At 73.0% G+C, this 25757-nt stretch carries 22 protein-coding genes; 10 read left to right on the forward strand and 12 right to left on the reverse strand.

Annotated elements, in window-relative coordinates; all coding sequences use genetic code 11:
- Positions 1 to 88: 88 nt before the first annotated feature.
- The 4 genes from ilvA to ACIG47_RS10420 form a co-directional block, all read right to left on the reverse strand.
- Positions 89 to 1339 (reverse strand): threonine ammonia-lyase, encoded by a 1251-nt coding sequence (gene ilvA / locus ACIG47_RS10405; protein ID WP_397416978.1) that lies wholly within the window; start codon positions 1337 to 1339, stop codon positions 89 to 91.
- Positions 1340 to 1377: 38 nt separating this feature from the next.
- Positions 1378 to 2727: an AI-2E family transporter gene (locus ACIG47_RS10410; protein ID WP_397430735.1), complete on the reverse strand. Its 1350-nt coding sequence runs from the start codon at positions 2725 to 2727 to the stop codon at positions 1378 to 1380.
- Positions 2728 to 2820: 93 nt separating this feature from the next.
- Positions 2821 to 3420 (reverse strand): YdeI family protein, encoded by a 600-nt coding sequence (locus ACIG47_RS10415; protein ID WP_397430736.1) that lies wholly within the window; start codon positions 3418 to 3420, stop codon positions 2821 to 2823.
- Positions 3421 to 3430: 10 nt separating this feature from the next.
- Entirely contained in the window at positions 3431 to 4222 is a 792-nt protein-coding gene (locus tag ACIG47_RS10420) for a metallophosphoesterase family protein (protein ID WP_397430737.1), read from the reverse strand.
- 168 nt (positions 4223 to 4390) lie between these two features.
- Between ACIG47_RS10420 and msrA the strand changes: the two genes are divergently transcribed.
- The 4 genes from msrA to ACIG47_RS10440 all read left to right on the forward strand — a co-directional run bounded on the left by msrA (position 4391) and on the right by ACIG47_RS10440 (position 10707).
- Entirely contained in the window at positions 4391 to 5077 is a 687-nt protein-coding gene (msrA, locus tag ACIG47_RS10425; protein ID WP_397416987.1) for a peptide-methionine (S)-S-oxide reductase MsrA, read from the forward strand.
- A gap of 97 nt (positions 5078 to 5174) precedes the next feature.
- Positions 5175 to 5777 (forward strand): pentapeptide repeat-containing protein, encoded by a 603-nt coding sequence (locus ACIG47_RS10430; protein ID WP_397430738.1) that lies wholly within the window; start codon positions 5175 to 5177, stop codon positions 5775 to 5777.
- 134 nt (positions 5778 to 5911) lie between these two features.
- Positions 5912 to 8476, forward strand: a complete 2565-nt coding sequence (locus ACIG47_RS10435) for a glycoside hydrolase family 2 protein (RefSeq protein ID WP_397430739.1) — start codon at positions 5912 to 5914, stop codon at positions 8474 to 8476.
- Positions 8477 to 8538: 62 nt separating this feature from the next.
- Positions 8539 to 10707 (forward strand): alpha-galactosidase, encoded by a 2169-nt coding sequence (locus ACIG47_RS10440; RefSeq protein WP_397430740.1) that lies wholly within the window; start codon positions 8539 to 8541, stop codon positions 10705 to 10707.
- Positions 10708 to 10835: 128 nt separating this feature from the next.
- On the opposite strand, the gene ACIG47_RS10445 is transcribed toward ACIG47_RS10440, so the two are convergent.
- Complete coding sequence (locus ACIG47_RS10445; protein ID WP_397430741.1) at positions 10836 to 11498, reverse strand: hypothetical protein; 663 nt, start codon at positions 11496 to 11498, stop codon at positions 10836 to 10838.
- Between the two features lie 136 nt (positions 11499 to 11634).
- On the reverse strand, positions 11635 to 12690 hold the full coding sequence (locus ACIG47_RS10450) for a LysR family substrate-binding domain-containing protein (RefSeq protein WP_397430742.1): 1056 nt from the start codon (positions 12688 to 12690) through the stop codon (positions 11635 to 11637).
- A 240-nt stretch (positions 12691 to 12930) separates the two neighbouring features.
- Between ACIG47_RS10450 and ACIG47_RS10455 the strand changes: the two genes are divergently transcribed.
- The 4 genes from ACIG47_RS10455 (at position 12931) to ACIG47_RS10470 (ending at position 16788) form a co-directional block, all read left to right on the forward strand.
- Positions 12931 to 13332 carry a DUF5997 family protein gene (locus ACIG47_RS10455; RefSeq protein ID WP_397417001.1) on the forward strand — a complete coding sequence of 134 codons (402 nt, stop codon included), beginning with the start codon at positions 12931 to 12933 and terminating at the stop codon, positions 13330 to 13332.
- On the forward strand, positions 13329 to 14687 hold the full coding sequence (locus tag ACIG47_RS10460) for a class I SAM-dependent methyltransferase (protein ID WP_397430743.1): 1359 nt from the start codon (positions 13329 to 13331) through the stop codon (positions 14685 to 14687). Before ACIG47_RS10455 ends, ACIG47_RS10460 begins: the two co-directional genes overlap by 4 nt.
- A gap of 83 nt (positions 14688 to 14770) precedes the next feature.
- Positions 14771 to 15436 (forward strand): hypothetical protein, encoded by a 666-nt coding sequence (locus tag ACIG47_RS10465; protein ID WP_397430744.1) that lies wholly within the window; start codon positions 14771 to 14773, stop codon positions 15434 to 15436.
- On the forward strand, positions 15433 to 16788 hold the full coding sequence (locus ACIG47_RS10470) for a hypothetical protein (RefSeq protein WP_397430745.1): 1356 nt from the start codon (positions 15433 to 15435) through the stop codon (positions 16786 to 16788). The genes ACIG47_RS10465 and ACIG47_RS10470 overlap by 4 nt, the downstream gene beginning before the upstream one ends.
- A 72-nt stretch (positions 16789 to 16860) precedes the next feature.
- Here the strand turns inward: ACIG47_RS10470 and ACIG47_RS10475 are convergent, their stop codons facing one another.
- Positions 16861 to 17262, reverse strand: coding sequence for an FKBP-type peptidyl-prolyl cis-trans isomerase (locus tag ACIG47_RS10475; RefSeq protein WP_397417007.1), 402 nt, complete (start codon positions 17260 to 17262; stop codon positions 16861 to 16863).
- Between the two features lie 60 nt (positions 17263 to 17322).
- On the reverse strand, positions 17323 to 18234 hold the full coding sequence (locus ACIG47_RS10480) for a LysR family transcriptional regulator (RefSeq protein WP_397417009.1): 912 nt from the start codon (positions 18232 to 18234) through the stop codon (positions 17323 to 17325).
- A gap of 82 nt (positions 18235 to 18316) precedes the next feature.
- Here ACIG47_RS10480 and ACIG47_RS10485 point away from each other — a divergent pair, with 82 nt between their 5' ends.
- Together ACIG47_RS10485 and ACIG47_RS10490 are read left to right on the forward strand one after the other, a co-directional pair.
- Positions 18317 to 19276, forward strand: coding sequence for a DMT family transporter (locus tag ACIG47_RS10485; protein WP_397430746.1), 960 nt, complete (start codon positions 18317 to 18319; stop codon positions 19274 to 19276).
- A 54-nt stretch (positions 19277 to 19330) separates the two neighbouring features.
- A complete protein-coding gene (locus tag ACIG47_RS10490) occupies positions 19331 to 20392 on the forward strand; it encodes a LacI family DNA-binding transcriptional regulator (RefSeq protein WP_397430747.1) in 1062 nt (353 codons plus the stop codon).
- A gap of 67 nt (positions 20393 to 20459) precedes the next feature.
- Here ACIG47_RS10490 and ACIG47_RS10495 read toward each other — a convergent pair whose 3' ends face one another.
- The 4 genes from ACIG47_RS10495 to ACIG47_RS10510 are packed head-to-tail and all read right to left on the reverse strand — an operon-like array spanning position 20460 to position 25718.
- Complete coding sequence (locus ACIG47_RS10495) at positions 20460 to 22610, reverse strand: family 10 glycosylhydrolase (RefSeq protein ID WP_397430749.1); 2151 nt, start codon at positions 22608 to 22610, stop codon at positions 20460 to 20462.
- A 5-nt stretch (positions 22611 to 22615) separates the two neighbouring features.
- A complete protein-coding gene (locus ACIG47_RS10500; protein WP_397417020.1) occupies positions 22616 to 23461 on the reverse strand; it encodes a carbohydrate ABC transporter permease in 846 nt (281 codons plus the stop codon).
- Positions 23461 to 24432, reverse strand: a complete 972-nt coding sequence (locus ACIG47_RS10505) for a carbohydrate ABC transporter permease (RefSeq protein ID WP_397430971.1) — start codon at positions 24430 to 24432, stop codon at positions 23461 to 23463. The genes ACIG47_RS10500 and ACIG47_RS10505 overlap by 1 nt, the downstream gene beginning before the upstream one ends.
- The gene (locus ACIG47_RS10510; RefSeq protein WP_397430750.1) at positions 24432 to 25718 is read right to left on the reverse strand and encodes an ABC transporter substrate-binding protein; all 1287 of its coding nucleotides are present in this window, start codon (positions 25716 to 25718) and stop codon (positions 24432 to 24434) included. Before ACIG47_RS10510 ends, ACIG47_RS10505 begins: the two co-directional genes overlap by 1 nt.
- Positions 25719 to 25757 lie beyond the last annotated feature (39 nt).

Here is a 25757-nt window from a genome sequence, read left to right on the forward strand (position 1 = left end):
GTGTCCCCCGGTGTCATGGTCGCGCGGCCGGACGACCGCGTCACCCTCACGACGAACGGGAGGGCGCCGGCACGACACCCGGCCTCGTTCAGCGGGCGACCACCTCGTAGCCCTCGGACTCCAGGCGCTCCACGACGGCGGTCCGGTGGTCGGCGCCCTTGGTCTCGAGCTGCAGGTTGACCCACACCTCCGAGACGGAGAGCGCCACGTCGGTGCGCGTGTGGTCGACCGCCACGATGTTCGCGCCCGCGGCCGCGATGGTGTCCACGAGCCCGGCCAGGGCGCCCGGCTTGTCCGCGAGCCGTACCTGCAGCTTGAGGTACCGCCCGGCCGCGACGAGGCCGTGCTGCACCACCCGGAGCAGCACCAGCGGGTCGATGTTGCCGCCCGACAGGACCGCCACGACCGGTCCTTCGAACGCACCCGGCCCGGCGGCCATGATCGCCGCGACGCCCGCCGCACCGGCGGGCTCGACCATCAGCTTGGAGCGCTCGAGCACGGCCAGCAGCGCGCGGGAGAGCTGGTCCTCGGTGACGGTCCGGACGTCGACGCCCTGCTTCTGCACGATCCCGAAGGGCACGTCGCCCGGCAGGCCGACGGCGATGCCGTCGGCCATGGTGGCGCCCAGCGCCCCCGCCAGCGGCTTGCCCGCCTGCAGCGATCCCGGGTACGCCGCGGCCGACGCCGCCTGCACGCCCACCACCTTCACGTGCGGGGCGGCCTCGGCCAGCACGGCCGCGATGCCCGCCACCAGCCCTCCGCCGCCCAGCGGCACGACGACGGTGGCGACGTCCGGGACCTGCTCCAGGATCTCCAGGGCGACGGTGCCCTGTCCCGCCACGACGTCCACGTGGTCGAAGGGGTGGATGAGCACGCGGCCGGACCGCGCGGCCTCGACGCGTGCGGCGGCCAGCGCCTCGTCCACGGACGAGCCCACCATGCGCACCTCCGCCCCGTAGCCGCGGGTGGCGGCGACCTTGGGCAGTGCGGCGTCGACCGGCATGTAGACGACGGTGTCGATGCCGAGCATGCCCGCGGCGACCGCCACGCCCTGGGCATGGTTGCCGGCGGAGGCCGCCACGACGCCACGTTCCCGCTCGGCGGCCGACAGCCGTGCGAGCCGCACGTAGGCGCCCCGCACCTTGAACGAGCCCGCGCGCTGCAGGTTCTCGCACTTGAGCAGCACCTTCGTCCCGGCGATGGCGGACAGCGCGCGGCTCTCGGTGACGGGTGTACGGGTGATGACGCCGTCGAGCATCTCGGCGGCAGCGCGGGCGTCGGCGGCGGTCACCGTGAGGTGGCCGCCGTAGGACTCCAGGTCGAACGGATCCAGTGGCACAGCGGGCATGGTGCCCGACTGCGCCGCCAGATGCACGTTCAGCGGGCCGGATCACCCTTCGTCGGCCCGCGCCCGGTGTCCGTGGCGGCACCCGCGCCGCTCCCGTCCGCACCCGCGAGGTCCGTCACGGCATCGTCCGTGACGACGCCACCATTGCCCGCGCCGTCCGCGACGTCAGGTGCGCCGGGCGTCTCCGCCGTCGACGCCCGGCGCAGGCGGAGCGGGATCGGCGCCGCGTCGGCCGCGCGCCACCGGATCGGCAGGGCGTCCTCGTCCCCCAGCTCGGGGAACTTGTCGTGCCCGTTCAGGTACAGGATCACGGTGTTCAGCACGGCCGCGAGCGGCACGGCGAACAGGGCGCCGACGATGCCGGCCGCGTACGATCCGGCGGCCACCGCGAGGATGACGGCGACCGGGTGGAGGGAGACGGCGTGCCCCATGAGGAACGGCTGGAGGGCGTGCGACTCGATCTGCTGCACGAGCAGCACCACGCCGAGCATGATGAGCGCGGCGACCCAGCCGTTCGAGACCAGCACCACGACCACGGCGATGGCACCCGTGACGATCGCACCGACCACGGGCACGAACGAGCCGACGAACACGAGGATGCCGATGGGCAGGGCCAGCGACGGGACGAAGAACACGGCGCCGATCCCGATGCCGACGGCATCCACCGCGGCGACGAGGATCTGCGTGCGCGTGTAGGCGGCCAGCGTGACGGCGCCGCGGCGGCCCGCCTGGTTGACCCGCTCGCGGGCCGACTTCGGCAGCAGGCCGACGACCCAGCCCCAGATGCCCCGGGGGTCGTGCAGGAAGAAGAAGGTGCAGAACAGCGCGATGAGCGCGCCCACGAGCACGCTGCCCGCCGTCGCGGCCGCGCCCAGGGCACCGCTGACGATGGCGCTCTGCTGGGCCTCGAGCTGGTCGAGGATGTCCTGGCTGTAGCTCTCGAGCTCGTTCTCCAGGCCGAAGGTGGCCGAGAGCTGCGACCAGAGCTCGTTGAAGCCGGTGACCGCCTGGGTCCTCAGGTCGGCGAACCCGTTCGCGATGGACTGGCCGGCCAGGGTGATCAGGCCCGCCACCACGACGATGAGGCCGACCAGCGAGATCCCGGCGGACAACCCGCGCGGGACGCGGAGCCGCTCGTTCAGCAGGCGCCGCACGGGGGTCAGCATGATGGTCAGGAGCAGCGCGACGGCCACAGGCACCACGATCGTCTTGAGCAGCGCGAGGAGCCACAGCGCCGCGGCGACGAACGCCCCGATGAGCAGCATGCGCCACGACCAGGCGGCGGCGGCACGGATGGCCGGCGGGACCGGCCCCGTCTCGTCGGTGGTGGGCGCGGTGGTCTGGTCCGACGTCACGCTGGTCTCCTCGCTCTGCGACACGATCAAACCCTAGGGGAGCACATCGGCGGCCCGGCGGCCTGCCCACGCGCCGCACGGAAGGTGCACCGCGCGATCACGATCCCGACAGATCTCTCAGGCCTCCAGCCTGCGCTTCTGCGGGTGCACGGTCTCCCCGCGCTCCAGCATGGCCACGAACTTCGCGATGTTCCGGGCGCGGGTCTCTGGTCTCTTGACCCCCGTGACCCGGAACAGGATGGCGAAGCGGTTCTGCGCCGTGAGGATGCCGAACATCTCGGCGGCGCGCGGGCTGGCCGCGAGCGCCTCGGCGAGATCGGGCGGCACCTCGAAGTTCTTGTTCACCTCGTACGCGGACTCCCAGCGGCCGTCGGCCCGGGCCCGGTCGATCTCCTGCTGGCCGCGCGGCCGCATGCGCCCCTCGGCGACGAGGCGTTCCGCGATCCGCACGTTGCGTGCCGACCAGCGGCTGCGTGCGCGGCGCGGGCAGTATCGCTGCAGACTGGTGGTGTCGTCCCGGCCCAGGGCCTGGGCGTCGATCCAGCCGCTGCACAGCGCCTCCTCGAGCGCGGCGTCGCGGGTCAGGCTCGTCGGTGCGTCCTTGCCCTTGCGCGCGAGGACCAGCCAGACGCCGTTCGACGACGCCTCGTGCTCGTCGAGCCAGGCGCGCCACGCCTCGGTGTCGGGGATCAGGAGCTCAGGGTCGGTACTGGCCATGGGCAGGACGCTACGCCGAGCCACTGACACTGCCGGCGCGCCCCCGCCCGTCGCGGGGCGCGAACGCCCGCAGCGCGTCGGCGTCGCTGTTGACCGAGGCCACGTACTCCCGTGCCCAGTCCTCCGCCGCGGGATACGCGCTGCCGGCGACGACGGCGGCCACCGCGGCCTCGACGTCCACCGGGGTGTGCCGCAGCTCGACCTGGCCGGCGCGCAGGAGCGCCCACGACCCGCCCGCGCGTCCGTACGGCATGCCGACGCTGCCGGGGTTGAGGCACAGGCGCCGGTCGACGAGCCGGACGAACGGCATGTGGGTGTGCCCCATGACCACGGTGGTCACGGACGGGTCGAGGCCGCCGAGCACCTCGGCCCAGCGGTCCAGGGAGGAGTCGACGAGCACCACCTCGTCGTCGTCGCGCGGGGTGCCGTGGCAGAACACGACGCGACCGAACCCCTCGACCGTCAGCTCGGCGGGGTGCGGCAGCCCGGCGAGCAGGTCGACGTCGGCGGGCCGGAGCCGGGCGGCCGCCCACGGGGCGACGGGGTCCGGGACGGCGGTCGTGCCGCCGCGCGCCAGCGTGACCAGCTCACGGTCGGCGTTCCCGCGCACCAGCAGGGCGCGGTCGCCGAGGGAGCGCAGCCGGTCCAGCACCTCGACGGGCTGCGGCCCGGCGGCGTGGTCGCCGGTGACGACGACGCGGTCGGCGCCGGCGACGTCGGGCTCCGCGAGGACGGCGTCGAGCACGGGGAGCACGCCGTGCACGTCGGAGAGGACCGCCACGGTCCGGACCGGTTCGCTCATGGTCCGACCATGCCGGGCGCAGCCGCCGGGGGCCAGCGGATCTGCCGACCGCAGACGCGCGGATGCGTCATGCTGACGTCAGGTTCGCCACGGAACACCGGTGCGGTGGTCCGTGTTGTGATGGACAAACGTGCTGCGCACGAATCAGACCCAAAGGATGTGTGTTCGATGACTTTCCTGAACTCCCTCTTCGGCCCCGGCTCCGGTTCGAGCAAGACCACGATGGTGGCCCCCGAGGACGCCCTGCCGGGCCGTTCCGCGCCGGTGCTGCAGGCCCCGCGCCCGCACACCGTGCTCGGGTCGTCGGTCACCGGTCCCTGGGCTCCCGGCACGCGCGTGCTCTACCTCGCGATGGGCTGCTTCTGGGGCGCCGAGGAGATCTACTGGCAGGTCCCCGGCGTGGTGAGCACCGCCGTCGGCTACATGGGCGGGACCACGCCCAACCCGACCTACGAGGAGGTCTGCACGGCACGGACCGGTCACACCGAGACCGCCCTGGTGGCGTACGACCCGACGAAGGTCAGCGAGGCCGAGCTGCTCAAGATCTTCTGGGAGCGGCACGACCCGACGCAGGGCTTCCGCCAGGGCAACGACGTGGGCACGCAGTACCGCTCGGCGATCTACTGGACCACGCCGGAGCAGGCCGAGGCCGCGCAGGAGACGGCGAAGCGCTACGCCGAGGTGCTGAGCGCCCAGGGGTACGACGCCATCACCACGGAGATCGCACCGGCCGCCGAGGCCGGCCCGTTCTACTACGCCGAGGACTACCACCAGCAGTACCTGTCCGACGCGAAGAACCCGAACGGCTACCGCTGCCACGCCACCACGGGTGTCCCGTTCCCGGACGCCGCCTGACCCGTCCGGCCCGCCCCGGGGCCGGCACCGTGGCCACGCATCCCGTCCGGGGTGCGTGGCCACGGCCGTGTCGGTGGCACGCCGTAGAGTCGCGGGCATGATGCGGTTGCCGGCCACCGAGATCACGGTCGCCCACGAGGACTGGTACGCCCGAGACCTCTCGGGCGAGGACCACATGGCCACGCTGTTCACGGACGTGGACCTGACGGAGGCCTCGGGCACCGGCGCCACGTTCGACTCCTGCGTGTTCCGCGGGGTGCGGTTCAACAGCGCCCACCTGACGGAGCTCGCGTTCACGTCGTGCGTCTTCGACGCGTGCGTGTTCTTCGACGCGACGCTGGAGCGGTGCAAGCTCGTGGGCTCGCAGTTCGCCCACTGCCGGTTCGACCTGCTCACGGTGGACGGCGGCAACTGGTCGTTCGCCAACCTGCACCGGGCCGCCCTGGCCGGCACCCGGTTCGACGGCGTCCGCCTGCGCGAGGCCGACCTGTCCGAGATCCAGGCCTCAGGTGCCCGCCTGACGGGCTGCGACCTGTCGGCTGCCGACCTGGACCGGGCGGACCTCACCAACGCCGACCTGCGCGGGAGCGATCTGTCGGCGCTCGACCCGCTGACCGCGACGCTCACCGGCGCGGTGGTGGGCGAGGCCCAGGCGATCCTGCTGGCCGAGGCGCTGGGCGTGGTCGTCCACCGGGACTGAGCCCGCGCAGGGCCGCGCGCCCGGGCCGCCCGAATCGATCCGTGGACCGGTTCGAGCCGGGCTGCGGCGCGGCCCTATGCTCGGTGCGCTCGCACACGGACCAGGCACCTGTTCTAGAGGGACGAGGATCGATGATGATCAGCCGCGAACTGACCGACTGGACCCTGACGGCCACCGACGGCCCCGTCCCCGAGAGCCTCGCGGGGGTCCGGGTCCCCGCCCGGGTCCCCGGGACCAACCACACCGCGCTCCTGGACCGCGGCCTGATCCCGGACCCGTACACGGGTACCCACGAGACCGACGTCGCCTGGATGAAGCGCACCGCCTGGCGGTACGCGGCGGTCCTCGACGAGCCCGCCGCCGCGCCCGACGAGCGCGTCGACCTGCTCTTCGAGGGCATCGACACGGTCGCGGGCGTCACGCTGGACGGCACCCGGCTCGGCCGCACCGCGAACATGCACCGCTCCTACCGGTTCGACGTCCGGTCGCTGGTGGGTGCACCGGCGGAGCTGGTCGTGGACCTCGACTCCGCGCTCGCCGCCGCCGAGGCCGAGGCCGAGCGCCTCGGCACCCGGCCCATGGCATACGGCCAGCCCTTCAACATGGTCCGCAAGATGGCCTGCTCCTTCGGCTGGGACTGGGGACCGGACCTGCAGACGGCGGGGCTGTGGAAGCCCGTGCGCGTGCAGCGCTGGCGCGTGGCCCGGCTGGCCCGGGTGACGCCGCTGGTCACCGTGGTGCCGGGCCACGTCGACCTGGCCGACGACGATCCGGTCACCCCCGGCACGGAGGTCGCCGACGCGCAGGGCCGCCGCACCGGCGTCGTGGACGTGCGCGTGGAGGTCGAGCGGTCCGGCCTGTCCGACGCCGGGCCGCTGGTCCTGGACGTGTCCGTCGGTGACCGGGGTGTCACCACCCGCGTCCCGGCCGGCTGGCCCGGGGGCGTCCTCGACGTGCGCGTGCAGGTGCCCGACGTGGACCTGTGGTGGCCGGCCGGGTACGGCGAGCAGCCCCTGTACCCGGTCGAGGTGACGCTCCACGAGGGTGACGGCCAGGACCGGTCCGACCCGCTGGACGCCTGGTCGGGCCGGGTCGGCTTCCGCAACGTCGTCGTGGACCGCACGCCCGACGAGCACGGCACCGGCTTCGCCTTCGTGGTCAACGGCCGGCCCGTCTTCGCCCGCGGCGCCAACTGGATCCCGGACGACCACCTGCTGACCCGCATCACCCGCGAGCGCCTGGAGCAGCGCGTCGACCAGGCGCTCGGCGCGCACCTCAACCTGCTGCGGGTGTGGGGTGGTGGCATCTACGAGTCCGACGACTTCTACGACGTCTGCGACGAGAAGGGCGTCCTGGTGTGGCAGGACATCCTGCTGGCCTGCGCCGCCTATCCCGAGGAGGAGCCGCACCGCTCCGAGTTCGAGGCCGAGCTGCGTGAGAACGCCGCCCGGCTGGCACCGCACCCGTCGCTCGTGCTGTGGAACGGGGGCAACGAGAACATCTGGGGTCACGAGGACTGGGGCTGGAAGGAGCGGCTCGGCGACCTGACCTGGGGCGCCGGCTACTACTACGACGTGTTCCCGCGGGTGCTGGCGGAGGTCGACCCGACCCGCCCCTACGCGGACGGCTCGCCCTACTCCCCCGGCGCCGGACCCGACCGGGTGCACCCGAACGACCCGGACCACGGCACGCACCACCAGTGGGACGTCTGGAACCGGATCGACTACACGCACTACCGCGACGACGTGCCGCGGTTCTGCTCGGAGTTCGGCTTCCAGGGCCCGGCCACGTGGGCGACCCTGCGCCGGGCCGTCCTTCCTGACAGCGCTGACGTGCCCGAGGGGTTCAAGGAGTCCGAGGTCTTCGGTCTGCACCAGAAGGCGATCGACGGCAACGGCAAGCTCGACCGCGGCCTCGTGCGGCACCTGCGCGTACCGGACGACTTCACGGACTGGCACTGGGCCACGCAGCTCAACCAGGCCCGCGCGGTCCGGTACGCCGTGGAGCACTACCGGTCGTGGTGGCCGCGCACAGCCGGCGCGATCGTCTGGCAGCTCAACGACTGCTGGCCGGTGACGTCCTGGGCCGCCGTCGACGGCGACGGCCGGCGCAAGCCGCTCTGGTACGCCATGCGGCACGCGTTCGCCGACCGGCTCGTCACCGTCCAGCCGCGCGGCGCCGAGCTGGTCGCGGCGCTCGTCAACGACACGGACGAGCCGTGGACCGGGCGGGCCGACGCCGTCCGGACCGATCTCGGCGGCACCGTGCTGGCGTCGTCGGGCAGCACGGTCACCGTGGCACCGCGCTCGGTGACCCTGGTGCCGCTGTCCGGTGAGGTGACCGCCGTCGGCGACCCCTCGGGCGAGGTGCTGGTGGTGACGTTCGACGGCGCACGCGGGCTGCACCGCTGGGCCGAGAGCCGGGACCTCGCGCTCGACCCGGACCCGCTGCGGACCGCCGTGACCGCCCAGGACGACGGCTACCGGGTCGAGGTGACGGCGACGTCGCTCGCACTGGGCGTGACGCTGCTGGTGGACCGGCTCGACCCGGACGCGCAGGTCGACGCCCAGGTGGTCGACCTCCCGGCGGGCGCGACGGCGGTGTTCCACGTGACCGGCGCGGGCCTCGACCCGGAGGCGCTGGTCGCCCGGCCGGTGCTGCGCACGGAGAACGACCTGGTCCGCGCGGCGGGCCAGTGACCGACCGGACCGATGTCAGAGGCCACGCGTACGGTGTGGTCCAGGGGGCGAGAGGACGACACATGAACAGCCATACCGAGGGCTCCAGCTGGTCCGTGCTGCGACGCGACGGTGTCGCCGTCGTACTGGCACATCCGGACGAGGGTCTGCCGCTGGTGCTCCACTGGGGTGCCGACCTGGGCGACCTGTCACCCGCCGACCTGCTGGCGCTCGACGCCGCGACCAGCCGCCAGACCGCGCCTGGCACGCTCGACGCCGCCTGGCGGCCCTCCCTGCTTCCCCAGGAGGCCGACGGCTGGGCGGGCCGCCCGGGCCTGCTCGCCGTGTCCGACGGCGTGCCCCTCTTTCCTCGCTGGACGGTCTCGGAGGCGGAGCGGGACACGGCGCGGCTGTCGGTCACCGCCCGCGACACCACTCTCGGGCTCACGCTGCGGTCGGTCCTGGAGATCGGCACGGGCGGCCTCGTGCTGCTGCACCACGAGCTCACCAACGACGGCTCCGCACCGGTGGACGTGCACTGGCTCGAGGCCACCCTGCCCGTGCCCCGGAGCGCGGACCACCTCACGCAGTTCAGCGGCCGGTGGTCCCGCGAGAAGGTGCCGGTCACCACGGCGATGCCCGGCGGCAGCACCGCGCGCCAGACCCGGCGCGGCCGGTCGGGCCACGACGCGCCCTGGGTGACCGTCGCCTCGGCAGGCACGCCCCGCAACAGGACGGGCGAGGCCTGGGCCACCCACCTGGGCTGGAGCGCCGACGTGACCCACCGCGTCGACCACCTCACCGAGCACACCACCCTCCTGGGCGCGGGCGAGCTGGTGCGGCCGGGCGAGATCCGGCTCGCGCCCGGCGAGGTCTACCGCGCGCCCGTGGCGTACTTCGCGTGGTCGCCGGCGGGCCTGGACGGGGTCTCCGACCGCTTCCACACCTGGCTGCGAGCCCGCCCGCAGCACGTGACCAGCCCACGCCCGCTCGTGCTGAACACCTGGGAGGCGGTCTACTTCGACCACTCGCCGAGCAAGCTCGAGCGCCTCGCGCGACGCGCCGCAGCGGTCGGGGTGGAACGCTTCGTGCTCGACGACGGCTGGTTCCACTCCCGGCGGGACGACACGGCAGGGCTGGGCGACTGGGTGGTGGACCACGACGTGTGGCCCGACGGCCTGGACCCCCTCGCCGACCTGGTGCACGAGCTCGGCATGCAGTTCGGGCTCTGGTTCGAGCCCGAGATGGTCAACCTCGACTCCGACCTGGCCCGAGCGCACCCGGACTGGATCCTGTCCAACCCGGCCGCGGTGCCCTCGCCGGACGGGCTGTCGTTCCGTACGCAGTACGTGCTCGACCTGGCGAACCCCGACGCCTGGGAGCACCTGCGCTCGCAGATCTCGGCGCTCGTGACGCAGCTCGGCATCGACTTCATCAAGTGGGACCACAACCGTGACCTCACGGAGCCGGTGCACCGCGGTCCCGACGGCACGCCGCGCCCCGGCACCCACGTGCAGACCCGGGCCGCGTACGCCCTCATCGCGCGGCTCAAGGCGGACCACCCCGGCCTGGAGATCGAGTCGTGCTCGTCGGGCGGCGCCCGGACCGACCTCGGGATCCTGGAGTTCACCGACCGCGTGTGGGCGTCGGACTCCAACGATCCCCTGGAGCGGCAGGACATCCAGCGATGGACGTCGCTCGTGTTGCCGCCCGAGCTGATCGGGGCGCACGTGGGGCCGTCGCCGACCCACTCGTCGGGGCGCACCACCGACCTCTCGTACCGGGTGGCCACCGCGCTGCAGGGGCACGCCGGCTTCGAATGGGACCTGCTGACCTGCACCGACGACGAGCTGGTGGCCGTGGCGGCCTACGCGGCGCTCTACAAGGAGCTGCGCTCGCTCGTGCACACGGGAACCGTCGTGCACGCCGACACGGTGGACCCGGCGCTGCGCGTCACGGGCTTCGTGGCGCCGGACCGGACGGCCGGCGTCTGGACCGTCGCGACCGTCGCGTCACCCCAGGACGCGCTCACCGAACGCCTGCGCCTGGACGGGCTCGACCCCGCCCGGCGGTACAGCGTGCGGGTCCGTGACGAGGTGGGCTCCGCGAGGTGGCTGGGTGGGATCACCCCGGGCTGGCTCGGCAAGGAGGCCGTGGACGTGCCCGGTTCGGTGCTCACCGGCGTCGGGCTGCAGCTACCGACGCTCTGGCCCATGCAGGCGCTGGTCATCCACGCGACGGCCCTGCCGTAGCAGCGCGCCCGGGCGGCTCCCGGGGACAGGATCCCCGGGAACGCGAGAGCGGGCGCCCGGGCCGGCACCACCGTGCGAGGTGGTCCGTCCCGGGCGCCCGCTCGTCACGTGCGGTCGCGCGGCTGGGATCAGCTCCCGAGCACGCCCTTGCGGCGCAGCACGATGAGCGTCACACCGCCGCCCACGAGGGCGAGCGCGATCAGGGTGACACCGATGGCGGTGCTGGCACCCGTGGCCGCGAGCTCCTCCGGCGCGTCACCGGCGGGAGCGGTCGAGGCGTCGTCCGAGGCGTCGCCGCCCGGCAGGACGGTGGCGTCGGTGGGCTCGTCGCCGGGCACGGTGGGCTCGTCCGTCGGCACGGTCGGCTCCGGCGTCGGCGTCTCGCCCGGCGTGCTGGGCGTCGGCGTCGGCGTCTCGCTCGTGGCATCGGTGTAGACCAGCGCGTAGTGGCTGATCGCCCGGCCCCCACCCCACGGGTAGGTGATGGTCACGGACGTCGCAGGCTCGTCGAGCTCGACGAAGTAGGCGCCACCCACGCCCTCGCCCTGCTTCACCGAGCCGGCCTTGACGCAGTACCCGGAGATCAGCTCGCCCTCAGGCGCCTCGACGGTGACCTCCATGGGGTCGCCGGTCGTGTCGATCTTTCCCGAGTCATAGGCCTCGCAGACCTTGACGTCGTCCAGGTACTGCTCGGTGTCGGCAGCCAGGGGCGCGGCGAACGCGGCAGCCGGGGCGCCGACGAGGCCGGCGACGAGGAGTGCGGACGCTCCCAAGACGGTGATCTTGCGCACTGGGCGCTCCTTACGAAACGGGGGTTCGGGCGCGCACCCGACGTCGGGTGCGACCCCCGGATCGTAGCGACAATGGCGCAGATCGCCAATATCCGCTTATCTCCGCAAAATGCCTTACAACGCCTTTCCTCGGACCTTACCGTCCTTTGCCCTTTTTCTTTCCCTTGGGCGTCGAGCGCACGCCCTTTCCCCGTTGCGCACCGCCGCGTCCCCCGGCGCCGGCCCCGCCTCGGCCTGGAACAGACCGACCCTGACGCCCGGAGGCGGCTCCCTTCGCGGATTTCTTCACCCCGGACCGCGCATTCTTCGCCGTGGTCCCACCCGCTTCGGCATCCTGCGCCGCCCGCGACGCCGGACCGCCGCGCCCCCGGGAGCTGTTCACCGTGCGGCCCCGGACGATGCCGATGAGCTCCTCCACCAGGTCGGTGGTCCGCTCCGCGGGCCAGACCAGCCCGACCGGCGCGGCGGGGCCGTCGGACAGCACGCGATAGGTCACGTCCTTGCGGCGGTGCAGCCGCGCGAGCGACATGGGCAGCACCGCGACGCCGACGTTCGCCGCGACGGTGGCCACGACCTCGGCGGTGGTCGGCACCCGGTCCAGCGGGTTGCCCTCCGGGTCCGCGGGGACGACCCCGGGCACCGGGTGCGCGGCGAACAGGACGTCGTCGCCGGGCACCCAGACCGGGTCCTCGGCGATGTCCGCGCTGGAGACCACCTCGTCGTCGGCGAGCGCCGCGAGAAGGTGATCACGCGAGAAGCACACCACCGGCGTCTCTTCGTAGAGCGGGATCGCCGAGAACACCTCCTTGTCCACGGGCAGTCGCCCGAGCGCGGCGTCGGCCTCCCCGGACTCCAGTGCGGCGGGGACCCCAGCCGCCTCGACCTGCACGAGCTCCAGCTCGACGTCGGGCAGGCGCTCGCGCCACACGCTCGCCCACTTCCCCGGCGTCGCGCCCGGCACGTAGGCGAGCCGGAAGCGGGGCCCGCCGGACGCGGCGACGCCGTCAGGCCCGTCACCGCCGGGCTCTGCCACGCCCGGCTCCGCCACACCCGGCTCCGCCACACCCGGCTCGAGACCGTCCTGTCCCACGCCGTCCGGCTCGCCGGCCTCCGGTCCCCCGGTGCCCGCCGCCACCGCGTCCGGGCCGACGGCGGGGGCGGGCGGTTCGGCGTCGTGCTGCGGCTCGTTCACGGACCCAGGCTACGGGCCCGGCGATCTTCCCGGCGGCCTGGCGGCCCCGGCAGCTGCCGCCCCGCGCGCGGCGGTGCCCGACACCACGACCCGCGGCCCGACCCACGCCGCGCCCGCGCCCGCACCCACCCCCGCAGAACGCCCTCCGCAGCCCGCGCCCCGTACTCCCCACCTCAGGGAGCGGCAAGGATCACGCCCGCCATGGAGGGCGCGGACGGCGCACGCCGATACCCTGGGAACATGAGCTCCTCCTTCGCCTCGCAGCGGTTCAAGCCGTCCAACGCCGCCAAGCGTCTCGGCGTGTATCTGCCCGCCACGCCGCAGGAGTTCCAGGACACCCCGCTCACCCGTGCGGAGCTCGAGGAGCTGGAGACGAACCCGCCCGAGTGGCTGTCCGACCTGCGACGCAACGGACCGCACCCGCGACCCGTCGTGGCGGGCCGGCTCGGCATCTCGATCGCGGGCCTGGCCCGCGGCGGTGTCACGGAGCCGCTCACCACCGAGCAGATCAACGAGCTGCGCGAGGACCCGCCGGAGTGGCTCGTCCGCGAGCGCGAGGTCGCCGCGCAGGTGCGCGCCGAGGAGGAGCGCCTGGAGGAGGCCCGCAAGGCGGCGGAGAAGAAGGCCCGTCCCGCGCGGTGAGCCCCGAGGCCGAGGCCGTCCTCGCGCAGCTGCGCCCGTACCCCGAGGACGGCACCCGTGCCGACGGCCCGGTGGCCGTCGACGCGACGGACCGGCTCCTGCTCGACGAGGCCGCCGGTCCGATCAGCGCCGGGACGGACCGTGTGGTGGTGATCGGGGACCGGTTCGGCGCCCTGAGCCTGGGTTGCCTGGCGCTGGGTGCCCGGCAGGTCGACGTGCAGACGGACGCGATCACCGCCGAGGCCGCGCTCGACGCCAACAGCCGGAGGGCGAACCGCACCCTCTGGGACGGGCACGTCGCGAACACGGCCGACCCGCACGACCCGGCCCCGCTGGGGATGACGGTGCACGACGCGCTGGCACCGGGGCTGCTCCGGGGCGCACGGCTCGTGCTGCTCCAGCTTCCCCCGTCGTTGGCCGAGCTGACCGAGGTCGCCGAGTACGTGGCCCGGTACGCCGACCCGTCGGTGACGCTGCTCGCGGGTGGACGGGTCAAGCACATGACGCACGCGATGAACGACGTGCTCGGCGCGTCGTTCGAGCAGGTCGGCGCGTCACTCGCCCGGCAGAAGTCGCGGCTGCTGATCGCCCGCGGACCACGGACCGCCCGCGGCCCGCTCACCTACCCCGTCACGGCCCAGATCGACGACCGCGAGGTGCTGCACGCCGCCACGCCACGCAGCACCGCCGGCGGCCGGACCGGCCCGGCGGCACTCACCGTCGTCGCGCACGGTGCCGCCTTCGCGGGCGCGGGTCTGGACCTGGGCACCCGGTTCCTCCTGGCGCAGGCCGACCGCTGGCCGGACCTGCCGAGCACCGGGACCGACCCCGCACCTGCCCGGCGCCACCCGCCCGGTCTTCTCCGGCAACCGGCGTCCTACCAGGTGCCGGACGACCGGCCCGTCGCCGTCGACCTGGGATGCGGCACCGGCATCCTCGCCACGGTGCTGGCGCTGCGCTTCCGGGGCAGCCATGTGATCGCCACCGACCGCAGCGCCGCGGCCTGCGCCTCCGCGCGCGCGACGCTCGCCGCGAACGGCGTCCAGGCCGCAGTGCTGCGGGACGACGCCGGCTCCGAGCTCCCCGACGCCTGCGCGGACCTGGTGCTGCTCAACCCGCCGTTCCACGACCGGGCCGCGCTGAGCACCGACGCCGCGCACCGCATGTTCGCCACGGCGGGCCGCATCCTGCGGGACGGGGGCGAGCTGTGGACCGTCTTCAACACGCCGCTGCGGTACCGGGGTGCCCTGGAGCGCGCCGTCGGGCCGACGGAGCACATCGCCCAGAATCGCAAGTTCACCGTGACCCGGAGTGTGCGGAAACTACTTACTGATCTGTCAGTAATCGACGGTTAGCCTGGCGGGGCGCCCGCCTGGGCGCATCCGCACGGCAGCATGCCCGGCCTGCGCCGGCCTGCCCCGAGCCGAAGGACCTGTCGATGAGGACACTCCGCACCACCCTGCGCGGCGCCGCCGTCGCGGCGGTCGCCGTATCGCTCGCGGCGGGAGCCGCAGTGACGGCGCTCCCAGCCACCGCGACGCCCGCCGCCGACGGGCAGGGCAAGGCCCTGGCCTCGGCCTCCGCGACAAAGGACACCGCGACGGCCCGCACGGCGCCGGAGGCCCAGGGCGCGCAGCACGGCCGGCACAAGCCGAAGCACAAGCCGAAGAAGGCGGCCGCCGATCCGGACTTCGGCCCCAACGTCACGTTCATCGACCCGAGCTGGTCCACCGACCGCATCAACGAGTTCCTCGACTCGGTGAACGACGAGGCGGAGTTCAGCCTCGACCGGCACCAGGTGTTCTTCGAGCCCGGCACGTACGGCAGCGCCGCCGGGCAGGACGACCCGGCCACGGCCACCGGCATCGTGAACGCCCAGGTGGGCTACTACGAGTCGATCGCAGGACTGGGCGCGCAGCCCGACGACGTCCACATCAACGGCGCGCTGCACGTGGAACCCGTGGTCGGCTGCCCCAACGAGCCCTGGGCGTGCGCCGACCCCGGATCGCTGACCCGCTTCTGGCGGTCGATCTCCAACATGGGCATCAACCCGATCCAGCGCCCGGTCGGCGAGACGCGGCCCTGCCGTTCCCCGCGGGCGTGACCGAGCCGCACCAGATGCGGTTCGCCGTCTCCCAGGCAGCGCCCATGCGCCGCATGGACATCCAGGGCGACCTGACGATCTTCGGCCGGTACGGCGAGTTCGCCTCGGGCGGCTACCTCGCCAACTCGCGGGTCTCCGGCACCATCGTCTCCGGCTCGCAGCAGCAGTGGTTCACCCGCAACTCCGAGGTCGGCGCCTGGGACGGCGGCGTGTGGAACATGGTCTTCGCCGGGGTGCAGGGCGCGCCGGCCACGAACTTCGGCCAGCCGGTGGGCGACAACGTCGGCGTGACGACGACCGTCGGCTCCACACCGGTCAGCCGCGAGGCCCCGTTCCTGTACAGGGGCGACGACGGCGAGCTGTCGGTGTTCGTGCCGAACGCGAAGACCAACAGCAGCGGGACCGACTGGTCCACGGGGCCGGACGCCGGCCGGTCGATCGGGATCTCCGACTTCTACGTCGCCAAGGCGGGCACCGACGACGCCGCGTCGATCAACGCGGCGCTGGCCGGTGGCAAGAACCTCGTCCTGACGCCGGGCGTGTACGAGCTCGACGCGCCACTGGCCATCGACCGCGCCGACACCGTCGTGCTCGGCCTGGGCTACGCCTCGCTCACCCCGACCGCCGGCAACGCCGTCGTCGAGATCGGCGACGTGGCGGGCGTCAAGATCGCCGGCATCACGGCCGACGCCAACGTGCCCGAGTCCCAGAAGCTCATCCAGGTGGGCCCGCAGGGTGCCACCGTCTCCGACGCCGCCGACCCGACCACGCTGACCGACGTCTTCGTCCGCGTGGGCGGCCCCTGGGCGGGCAAGGCCGTCACCTCCATCGAGGTGAACAGCCCCGACACGCTCCTGGACCACATCTGGGCCTGGCGCGGCGACCACGGCAACGGCATCGGGTGGGACGTCAACACCGGCGCCCACGGCGTCGTCGTCAACGGTGACCGGGTCACCGCGACGGGCCTGTTCGTCGAGCACTACCAGGAGGAGCAGACGATCTGGAACGGCGAGGACGGGCAGACGATCTTCTACCAGAACGAGATCCCGTACGACGTGCCGAACCAGGGGGCGTGGATGGACGGCGACCGCCTCGGCTACGCCGCCTACCGGGTCGCCGACGACGTGCAGAACCACACCGCGACCGGCACCGGCACGTACTCGTTCTTCAACCAGGGCCAGGACATCCGCCTGGAGTCCGGCATCCAGGCGCCGAGCGCGCCGGGCGTCTCGTTCCGGTCGATGACCGCCATCTTCCTCAACGGCTCGGGCGGTATCAACCACGTCATCAACGACACGGGCGCCCCGGTCCAGCAGGGCACGCAGCGCTCCCAGGTGGTCACCTACCCGTAGAAACGGTTGAGTGCGGGATCTTCGCCCGTCTGGCACACGGAAAAGGGCGAAGATCCCGCACTCAACGAGGGGTCACTTGACCGCGACGACGTCCACCACGAAGACCAGGGTGTCCGTGCCGCCGATGCCCGCCTGCGGGACGCCGCGGGAGCCGTAGCCGTGCTCCGGCGGGATCGAGAGCAGCAGGCGCGAACCGACGTTCTGGCCGACCATGCCCTTGTCCCAGCCGCCGATGACGGCGCCGACTCCGATCGGGAAGTCGATGGTGGTGCCGCGGTCGTACGAGTTGTCGAAGACGTGGCCGCCCCAGGTCTGGCCCAGGTAGTTCACCACGATGGTGCGCCCGGACTCGACGACCGGACCGTTGCCCTCGGAGAGCACCTTGACCTGCAGGCCGGCGGGTGCGTCACCCTCGGGGAAGGTCAGCTCCGGCTTGTCGCCGAAGCTGCCGGAGGCGGTAGGAAGCGTGGTCACGAGGATTGCCTCTCGCTCGGGGGACGCCGGGGTGCTCCCCGGCGCCGGTACCCGCCCACCCTATGCGGCCACCACGGCTGCCCGCGAAGCGACGGCGGCCTGCCGCAACGCCTCCAGCGCGGCGACGGCCGGCGGTGTGTGCGCGACGGCGTCCTGCACCACCGCGTAGATCGAGCGCACCGGCGTGGGCCGCACCACCGGCACCGCGACCGTGCCGGCCGGCAGCTGGGCGGCACCCAGCTCGGGGAGCACCGTCAGGCCGATCCCTGCCTCGACGAACGCCACCGCCGTCGGGTAGTCGTGGGCCTCGACGTGGAAGGTGGGGCTGAAGCCCGCGGCGGTGCAGGCCTCCAGGAGGTTGCGGCGGCACCACCCGCGCGCGAAGTCGTTGTCGACCCACGACTCGTCCGCGAGCTCGGCCAGCTCGATCTCGTCCCGGCCGGCCAGCGGGTGGTTCCGTGAGAGCACGGCCACGTACGAGTCGTCGAGCAGGTGGTGCGCGGTGAAGCCGCTCCCGGCCTCGAACCCGGTCTGCGCGACCGCGACCTGGAGGTCGGCCCGGTCCTCGGTCTTGTCCGGGATGTGCTCGGCCAGCTCCAGGTCCAGGCGCACCCCGGGGAACCGCGTGGTGAGCACGCGGACGACGTCGGGCAGCCACGCCGAGCCCACCGACGCGAAGTAGGCGACCGACAGCGAGCCGGTGCGGCCGGCGCGCAGGTCGGCGATCATCGACTCGGCCTCGCCGAGCCGTTCGAGCACGCCGTCCGCCTGCGCGGCCAGGGCGTGCCCCGCGGCGGTCGGGCGGATGCCGCGACCGTGCCGGGCCAGGAGCTTGAGCCCCGTCTCCCGCTGGAGCGCGGACACGTGCTGACTGACGGCGGACGGCGTGTAGCCGAGGTTGGCCGCCGCCGCGCCGATCGAGCCCGAGGCGACGACGGAGCGGAAGACACGAAGACGGTGGACGTCGAGCATGGCCCCACACTACAGCGAGACTGAATCCAGATGAAGGAAGAATCGCTGGTGCTTCACAGTATTTCGGGGCGACCATCGCAGCATGACGAATACCACGGCCGACCGCCGCCGGACGCAGCCCGTCGACCCGGGCACCCTGGCCGACATGACCAGTACCGCCGTGGCCGCCCGCCCGGCCGCCCGGGCGCTCCTCGTGCCGGCGGCCGCCGCCGTGACGGTGGTGCTCTGGGGCTCGGCCTTCATCGGCATCCGCGCCGCCGGGTTCGACTACTCACCGGGCGCCCTGGCCCTCGGCCGGATCCTCGTGGGCACCCTCGCCCTGACCGTCATGGCGGGCCTGGCGGGCAAGCTCCGGCTGCCGCGCGGCCGGACGCTGGCCGGCGTCCTGGTCTGGGGCGTGCTCTGGTTCGGGCTCTACAACCTCGCCCTCAACGCCGCCGAGCGCACGCTCGACGCCGGCACGGCCTCTCTCCTGGTCGGGCTCGCACCGATCCTCATCGCGGTGTTCGCCGGGTTCACCCTCGGCGAGGGCTTCCCCGCACGGCTCCTGGCGGGCATCGGCATCGCGTTCGTGGGTGTGGCGGGCATCGCGCTGGCCACGTCCGGCGGGGCCTCGGACGGCGTGAGCGTCGCGCTCGGCCTGGCCGCCGCCCTCGTCTACGCCGGGAGCACCATCCTGCAGAAGCGCCTGCTGCCCCGCGTCGACTCGCTGACCATGACGTGGCTGGGCTGCCTCGCGGGAACGGTCGCGTGCCTCCCCTTCGCGCCGGCGCTGCTGGACGAGCTCGCAGCGGCCCCGGCGTCGGCCACCCTGAGCGTGGTGTACCTGGGCGTCTTCCCCACCGCGGTCGCCTTCGCGACCTGGGGCTACGCCCTCACGCGGACGACGGCGGGCCGGCTCGGTGCCGCGACGTACGCGGCCGCGCCGCTGGCCGTGCTCATGTCCTGGGCCCTGCTGGGCGAGGTGCCCGCCCCGGTCGCCCTGGTGGGCGGCGCGCTGTGCCTGACGGGTGTGCTGGTGGCGACCCTGCGGCTGCGGTGAGGGCCGGTGGTGCACCGATAAACCACGTAGGATTGCGCTCGAGATGAGCGCCCCATGACCACACCCAGAACGCCGCAGAAGCCCCGGGGCAGCGGCCGTCCGACCATCAGCGACGTCGCCGCGCTCGCCGGGGTCTCCCCGGGCGCGGTCTCGAAGGTGTTCAACGGCACGGGGCGCATCTCGGAGGCCACCGCGGAGCGCATCCGGGAGGCCGCACGCAAGCTCAACTGGCGCCCCAACGCGGCGGCCATCGCCCTGCGGACGGCCCGCGCGCAGGCGATCGGCCTGGTACTGAGCAGCGACTCGAAGGTACCCGGTGTCGGCGCGGGGAACATGGACTTCATCTCGGGCATCGAGTCGGTGCTCACCCCGCGCGAGTACGGCCTGCTGCTGAACGTCTTCATCGCCGGCCAGCACGACGAGGGCCACTTCTACCGGACGCTCGCCGAGCGGCAGCGGATGGACGGGATCATCCTGACCAACTCCATGGTCGGCGACACCCGCCCCGAGCTGATGGCCCGGCTCGGCCTGCCGGCCGTGCTGGTCGGCGCTCCCTGGAAGCCCGGCGCCATCGAGTACGTGGACGCCGACCCGCCGAGCGCGGGCATCGCCGAGACCGTCGACCACCTGGTGGGGCTGGGCCACGAGCGCATCGCGTACATCAGCGGGCCCAAGGACTTCGTGCTGCCGGTGCTGCGCCGCGAGGCGTTCGTGCAGCGGCTGGCCGAGCACGGGCGGCAGCCGCACGCCGTCGTCGCCCTCGAGTACTCCCCCGCCCGCGCCGCCGAGGAGACCACGGCGCTGCTGGCGGGCGCCGTCCGGCCGACAGCCATCCTGTACGGCACCGACACCATGGCGATCGCCGGGATGCGCACCATCCAGGCCGCCGGCCTGCGCGTGCCCGACGACATCTCGGTGGTCGGCTTCGAGGGCCTGACGCTGGGCGAGTGGGTGGACCCACCGCTGACGACGGTCCAGCGGTTCGCCTTCCAGCGCGGGCGGGCCGCGGCGGCGAAGGTGCTCACCCTGCTGGGCGAGACGGTCGAGGAGCCGGTGCCGCTGGAGCGCCCGGCGCTGGTGGTCCGCGGCTCGACAGCTCCCCCGCCCGGGACATGACCATGCGTCTGCTGCCAGGAGGGTGCGGTTCCTGGCAGCAGACGCATGGTCGTCCGGTGGGTCGCGCCTACCAGGTCAGGCGCAGCGCGGCCAGCTCGTGGACCGGGGGCAGGCGGACCTCGAGGCGCGACCCGGAACGGCTCGCGTCGGCCTCCCGCCACTGCTCGCCCTCCAGCGTCCGGACGGAGACCTTCCCCGCCGGCCCTGTCGGCCCCGCCGGCCCTGTCGGCCCCGCCGGCCCCGCCGGCCCCGCCAGCCCCGCCGGCCCCGCCGGCCCCGCCGGCAGCGACCCGTCCGCGAGCGCCGCGACCCGGTCGAGGTCGACGGCCAGCCGGACGCCGTCGAGCGGGGAGACCCGCCGGCGCTGGCCGCGCATCATCATCGGGTCGGTCAGGTTGGCGGCGAGCACGGTGAACGACCGGTCGCCGGCCCACGTGGCGACGTCGAGCACGCCCGGGCCGCGCACCTCGACCGCCGCACCGCCGCCCAGGCCGCGGCGCACCGCATTGCCGAGCAGGGTCAGGTGGTCGGCCTGGAGCGCCTGCCAGTACAGCTCGGTGGCGTTGAACCCGATCACGTCGACCCGGCCCGCGCCGAGGCGGGCACCGAACACGGCCGGCTCCGTGGGCTCCGAGCGCGGGTAGACCTCCTCCATGGGCAGGTCGGGGTGGTCCGGCACGAACCGCCAGGACACGTCGGACGTCCTGTCGAGCACGCCGAACCGCACCAGCCGCGTGCCGCCCACGATCCGCTGCGCGTCCCCGAACCCTTCCTGGAGCGTGCCGCCCGGCTCCCGCCGCACGTAGTTGTTGCGCACGATGCCCTCGCGCCGCTCGGCGACCTCGACGCCCAGCAGCTCGGTCACGAGGGCCTGCCGCCCGACGACGTCGGGCCCGCCGCCCGTGAGCAGCAGCGACCCGCCGGCCTCGACGAACACCCGCAGGGCGTCCGCCGCCTCGGGCTCGATCGACGGCACCTCGGGCACCACGACGAGCCGGACCCCGGGCCGGGTCAGCGCGGTCAGCGACCCCGGGCCGACGTACTCGAACGGCACGCCCAGCTCGACCAGCGCCTGGTAGACCCCGGACGCCGCGTCGCGCACCCGCCGTGTCGCGGTGTGCTCGTCGGCGTCCCACACGAGCGTCTCGGCGGCGGGCCGCTCGTCCTCGCGCACGTCGGCCACCGCCCGGTGCAGCCCGAACGCCCGCTCGACGGCGGGGATCCAGCGCGGGTCGTGGATCCGGGCGGCGAACTTGGTGAACCACGGGAACGCCCCGTGCACGAACCCGTCGACGATCCACCCCGTGGTCTCGACCGCGGCGTTGACCGAGTCCTTCCAGCGGAAGTCGTGCAGCTCCGGGCCCACCGACGTGATGAGCCCGACCGGTTTGCCGGGGTGCAGTGCGCGCACGCGCTTCGCGTCCCGGCCCGCGGCCCACAGGGCCTCGCCGTCGCCCCGCGCCTGGTGGTCCACCAGCAGGAACGGCACGGAGCGCGCGACGCGCGGCTCCAGGTCGGCGGCGGTGAACGACCCGAGGTTGGGCACGAAGCGCACCTCCGGTGCCACCTCCTGCACGGCCTTGTCCCAGTGCGCCACGAGGTCGCTGAGCCGGGAGCGCCGCCACGCGCGGTACGTCGCCCACGCCTCGCCGCCGGCCGGATCGGCCGCCCGCGGCAGGTCGCGGCCGGTCGCGGCCCGGTACTCCCGCGCCGTGGACTCGGTGTACCCGGGCCCGTGCCCCTGCCACCGGTTCGCGAACAGGGCGTCGACGTCGTAGTCCCGCGCGATCTCCCGCAGCACCTCGGTCGTCAGCTCCCAGCTGTAGCCGCCGAACGCGTCGGTGAGGTAGATGCCGGGCATCGCCCAGTGCTCCAGGAGCTCGCCGTCCTCGGTCCGGGCGATCCACTCGGGCCGCTGGTCGACGACGTCCTGGTGCACCGCGTGCGGGTCGACCCGGGCCATGACGGCCATCCCGCGCGAGCGGGCCAGGTCCACCACCTCGCCGAGCAGGTCCCGGTCGCCGAGGTGCACGCTGCGGTGGTGCAGGCCGACCTTGGTCGGGTAGTAGGCGACGTAGCCGCCGGCGCTGATGCACACCGCCGTCGACGCCGTGCGGTCCATGACGTCGGCCCATGCGTCGAGGTCGAAGTCGAGCGGGTCGTTCTCCACGAAGGTGAGCTGGGTCCAGCGGAGCTCGCCGTCCAGTCGTGTGCGCACTGCCGTCATTTGATTCCCGTCGTCGCGATGCCCTTGATGATGTAGCGCTGAGCGAAGATGAAGAACAGGACGATCGGCACCAGCGAGACGAGCGACATCGCGAACATCGTGCCGATGCCGCTCTGCGTCTCGGTGTCGACCAGCGACTTCAGCGCCACCGGGACCGTGTACAGCTCGGTCCGGGTCAGGTACAGCAGCGGGCCGAAGTAGTCGTTCCACGTCCAGATGAAGGTGAAGATCGTCGTGGTGATCAGCGCGGGCTGCATCAGCGGCAGGATCACCGACCAGAAGATGCGGAAGGGCCCGGCGCCGTCGATCATCGCCGCCTGGTCCAGCTCGCGGGGCAGGGCCCGGATGAACTGCACCATGAGGAAGATGAACACCGCGTCGGTGGCCAGGAACTTGGGCAGCAGCAACGGGATGTAGGTGTTGATCCAGCCCAGCTCGGCGAACAGGATGTACTGCGGGATCACGAGCACGTGGAACGGCAGCATGATCGTCATCAGCGTGAGCGCCAGGTAGACCTTGTTCATGCGGAAGTTCAGCCGGGCCAGCGCGTAGGCCGTGAGCGAGCAGGAGAACAGGTTGCCGAGCACGGACCCGATGCCGATGAGCAGCGAGTTGCCCAGGAACAGCGAGAACGGGGAGCCGAGCGCGTTCCACCCGGCGCCGTAGTTGTCGAGCGTGATCTCGGTGGGGATCAGCCCGGTCTGCGACAGGATGAGGTTGCTCGGCTTGAACGAGCTCACGACCATCCACAGCAGCGGGTAGATCATGAGCAGCACGAACACCACGAGTACGGCGTGCCGCACCAGGCGGCTCGCGGTCGAGGTTCGGACGGTGGCAGCCATCATTCGTCTCCGTAGTAGACCCAGCGCCGCGACACGATGAAGTTCGCGGCGGTGGCGGCGGCGATGACCAGGAGCAGCACCCACGCCATCGCGGACGCGTACCCCATGTCGAAGTTCACGAAGCCGCGCTGGTAGATGTAGAGCGTGTAGAAGAGCGTCGAGTCGAGCGGGCCGCCGCTGCCGCCGCTGACCACGTGCGCCTGCGTGAAGGCCTGGAACGCGCCGATCATCTGCAGGATGAGGTTCAGGAAGATGATCGGGGTGAGCAGCGGGATGGTGATCGACCAGAACCGCCGCACGCGGCCGGCGCCGTCGATCATCGAGGCCTCGTAGAGCTCCTCGGGGATCTGCCGCAGGCCCGCCAGGAAGATGACCATCGGGGAGCCGAAGGTCCACACGTTGAGCACCACCAGGGTGGACAACGCCAGCGACGGGTCCTGCAACCAGGAGCCGAGCTCGATGCCGAACCAGCCCAGGACCTGGTTGACCAGGCCGTTCTCCCCGAAGATCTGCCGCCACAGGATCGCGATCGCCACGCTGCCGCCGAGCAGGGACGGCAGGTAGAACGCGCTGCGGTAGAGCGACAGACCGCGCAGCCCCTTGTCGAGCACGACCGCCAGGAACAGCGCGAACCCGAGCTGCAGGGGCACCGACACGAGCACGTACACGAGCGTCACGCGGACGGCGGCCCAGAACCGCTCGTCGCCCGCCATGCGCACGAAGTTGTCCAGGCCGATGAACTGCGGCGCGGTCAGCAGGTCGTAGTCCGTGAACGCCAGCACGGCGGAGGCGATGAGCGGGCCCGCGGTGACCCCGATCATGCCGATCATCCAGGGCAGCAGGAAGATGTGCGCCACCAGTCCCTGGCCGCGCCGGACGCCCGTGGGCTTGGCCCCGGCGCGCCGCGTCCCGGCGGCGCCGGGCGCTCCTCGCGCCCGGCGCCCGGTGTCCTTCGTCGTCGTGACGGTCATCATGCGCCCGCGATCTCGCCCTCGACGGCCTCGACGAAGGCCGCCGCGGCATCGGGGACCGTCGTCTGGCCCAGCGTCACCTTCTCGAGCTCGCGGATCATCAGGTCGCGCCAGCTTCCCGACCCGGCGGGGGCCTCGAAGCGCGGGCGCTGCTCCGTCCCGGCGATCTCGCGGGTGATGGCGATGACCTTCTGCTCGTCGGGCGTCGCGTCGGGCTCGTACTGGTCGAGCAGGTCCGCGTTCGGCGGGGCCCCGGACGACAGGCCGACCAGGCTGAGCAGCTCGGGCGAGTTGAGGTTGAAGCTCATCAGCGCCGCGGCCGCCTCGACCCGGTCGTCCGGCACGCCGGAGTACATCGCGAACCGGCTGTAGTAGGTGAAGTGGTAGCCGGCCGCGGCGTCCTCGGCCGCCGGCACGTCGCGCTGGTCGAAGGTGTAGTCGGGGAAGGCCTGGGCCTCGTCCACGATGTGGTTCGAGTTGGCGAAGGTGAGCAGCACCTTCTCGCCCACCTGGGACCACGACGGCTCGATGCCGTCCTGCTCGCTCACGCTCGTGGTCGCACCGGCGAGCCGCAGCTTCTCCCACCAGTCGATCCAGGCGGCCACGCCGTCCACGCTGGCCCCGAGCCTGCCGTCCTCGGTCCACAGGTCCTCGCCGCGCTGCCGCAGGAACGACTCGAACGGCATGTCGTGGTACGGGCCGTAGGTGGTGCCCTTGCGGCCGCCCGCGTTGTCCTTCGCGTAGTCCACGAGGAACTCGGCGAGGTTGTCCCAGGTGAGCTGGTCGGGCAGCGTCACGCCGTCCTCGTCGAGGAACGTGGTGTTGTAGCGCACCACCGGGCTGAAGATCGACTTGGGCAGCGTGTTCAGCTCGCCGCCCAGCCGGAACGTCTCCACCTGGTCGGCGCCGAACGCGCTCAGGTCCAGGCCGTCGATGCCGTCGAGGTTCCGGTACAGCCCCGCGTCACGGTAGGTCAGCACGGCGGGCGACGGGATCCAGAAGACGTCGGGCACGTCGCGCGCCGCCATCTGGGTGGTCATGCGCTCCTGGTAGGCGTCGTAGTCGCCGAACTCCGGGGCGACCTTGATGTCCGGGTGCTCGGCGGTGAACGCGTCCAGGGCCTTCAGGTAGGCCTGCTGGCGGTCGGCGCCGCCCCACCAGGCGAAGCGGACGGAGCCGTTCCCGCCGGAACCGGAGGGGCCGCAGCCCACGAGCGACATGGCGGCGAGCGAGAGCGCCCCCACTCCGGTCCAGGTCAAGAACGACCGTCGGGTGAGATCTGACATGGTGTCCTTCTTTCGGGTACGTCGTTGTACGGATTACTG

This window comes from Promicromonospora sp. NPDC052451, from assembly GCF_044547525.1.
Classification (GTDB): domain Bacteria; phylum Actinomycetota; class Actinomycetes; order Actinomycetales; family Cellulomonadaceae; genus Promicromonospora.

Coding starts and splice junctions, on each gene's coding strand:
- ACIG47_RS10505 (WP_397430971.1), bottom strand. CDS start 24,432: ATGACCGTCACGACGACGAAGGACACCGGGCGCCGGGCGCGAGGAGCG.
- ACIG47_RS10430 (WP_397430738.1), top strand. CDS start 5,175: ATGATGCGGTTGCCGGCCACCGAGATCACGGTCGCCCACGAGGACTGG.
- ACIG47_RS10490 (WP_397430747.1), top strand. CDS start 19,331: ATGACCACACCCAGAACGCCGCAGAAGCCCCGGGGCAGCGGCCGTCCG.
- ACIG47_RS10420 (WP_397430737.1), bottom strand. CDS start 4,222: ATGAGCGAACCGGTCCGGACCGTGGCGGTCCTCTCCGACGTGCACGGC.
- ACIG47_RS10415 (WP_397430736.1), bottom strand. CDS start 3,420: ATGGCCAGTACCGACCCTGAGCTCCTGATCCCCGACACCGAGGCGTGG.
- msrA (WP_397416987.1), top strand. CDS start 4,391: ATGACTTTCCTGAACTCCCTCTTCGGCCCCGGCTCCGGTTCGAGCAAG.
- ACIG47_RS10455 (WP_397417001.1), top strand. CDS start 12,931: ATGAGCTCCTCCTTCGCCTCGCAGCGGTTCAAGCCGTCCAACGCCGCC.
- ACIG47_RS10485 (WP_397430746.1), top strand. CDS start 18,317: ATGACGAATACCACGGCCGACCGCCGCCGGACGCAGCCCGTCGACCCG.
- ACIG47_RS10465 (WP_397430744.1), top strand. CDS start 14,771: ATGAGGACACTCCGCACCACCCTGCGCGGCGCCGCCGTCGCGGCGGTC.
- ACIG47_RS10510 (WP_397430750.1), bottom strand. CDS start 25,718: ATGTCAGATCTCACCCGACGGTCGTTCTTGACCTGGACCGGAGTGGGG.
- ACIG47_RS10480 (WP_397417009.1), bottom strand. CDS start 18,234: ATGCTCGACGTCCACCGTCTTCGTGTCTTCCGCTCCGTCGTCGCCTCG.
- ACIG47_RS10435 (WP_397430739.1), top strand. CDS start 5,912: ATGATCAGCCGCGAACTGACCGACTGGACCCTGACGGCCACCGACGGC.
- ACIG47_RS10440 (WP_397430740.1), top strand. CDS start 8,539: ATGAACAGCCATACCGAGGGCTCCAGCTGGTCCGTGCTGCGACGCGAC.
- ACIG47_RS10500 (WP_397417020.1), bottom strand. CDS start 23,461: ATGGCTGCCACCGTCCGAACCTCGACCGCGAGCCGCCTGGTGCGGCAC.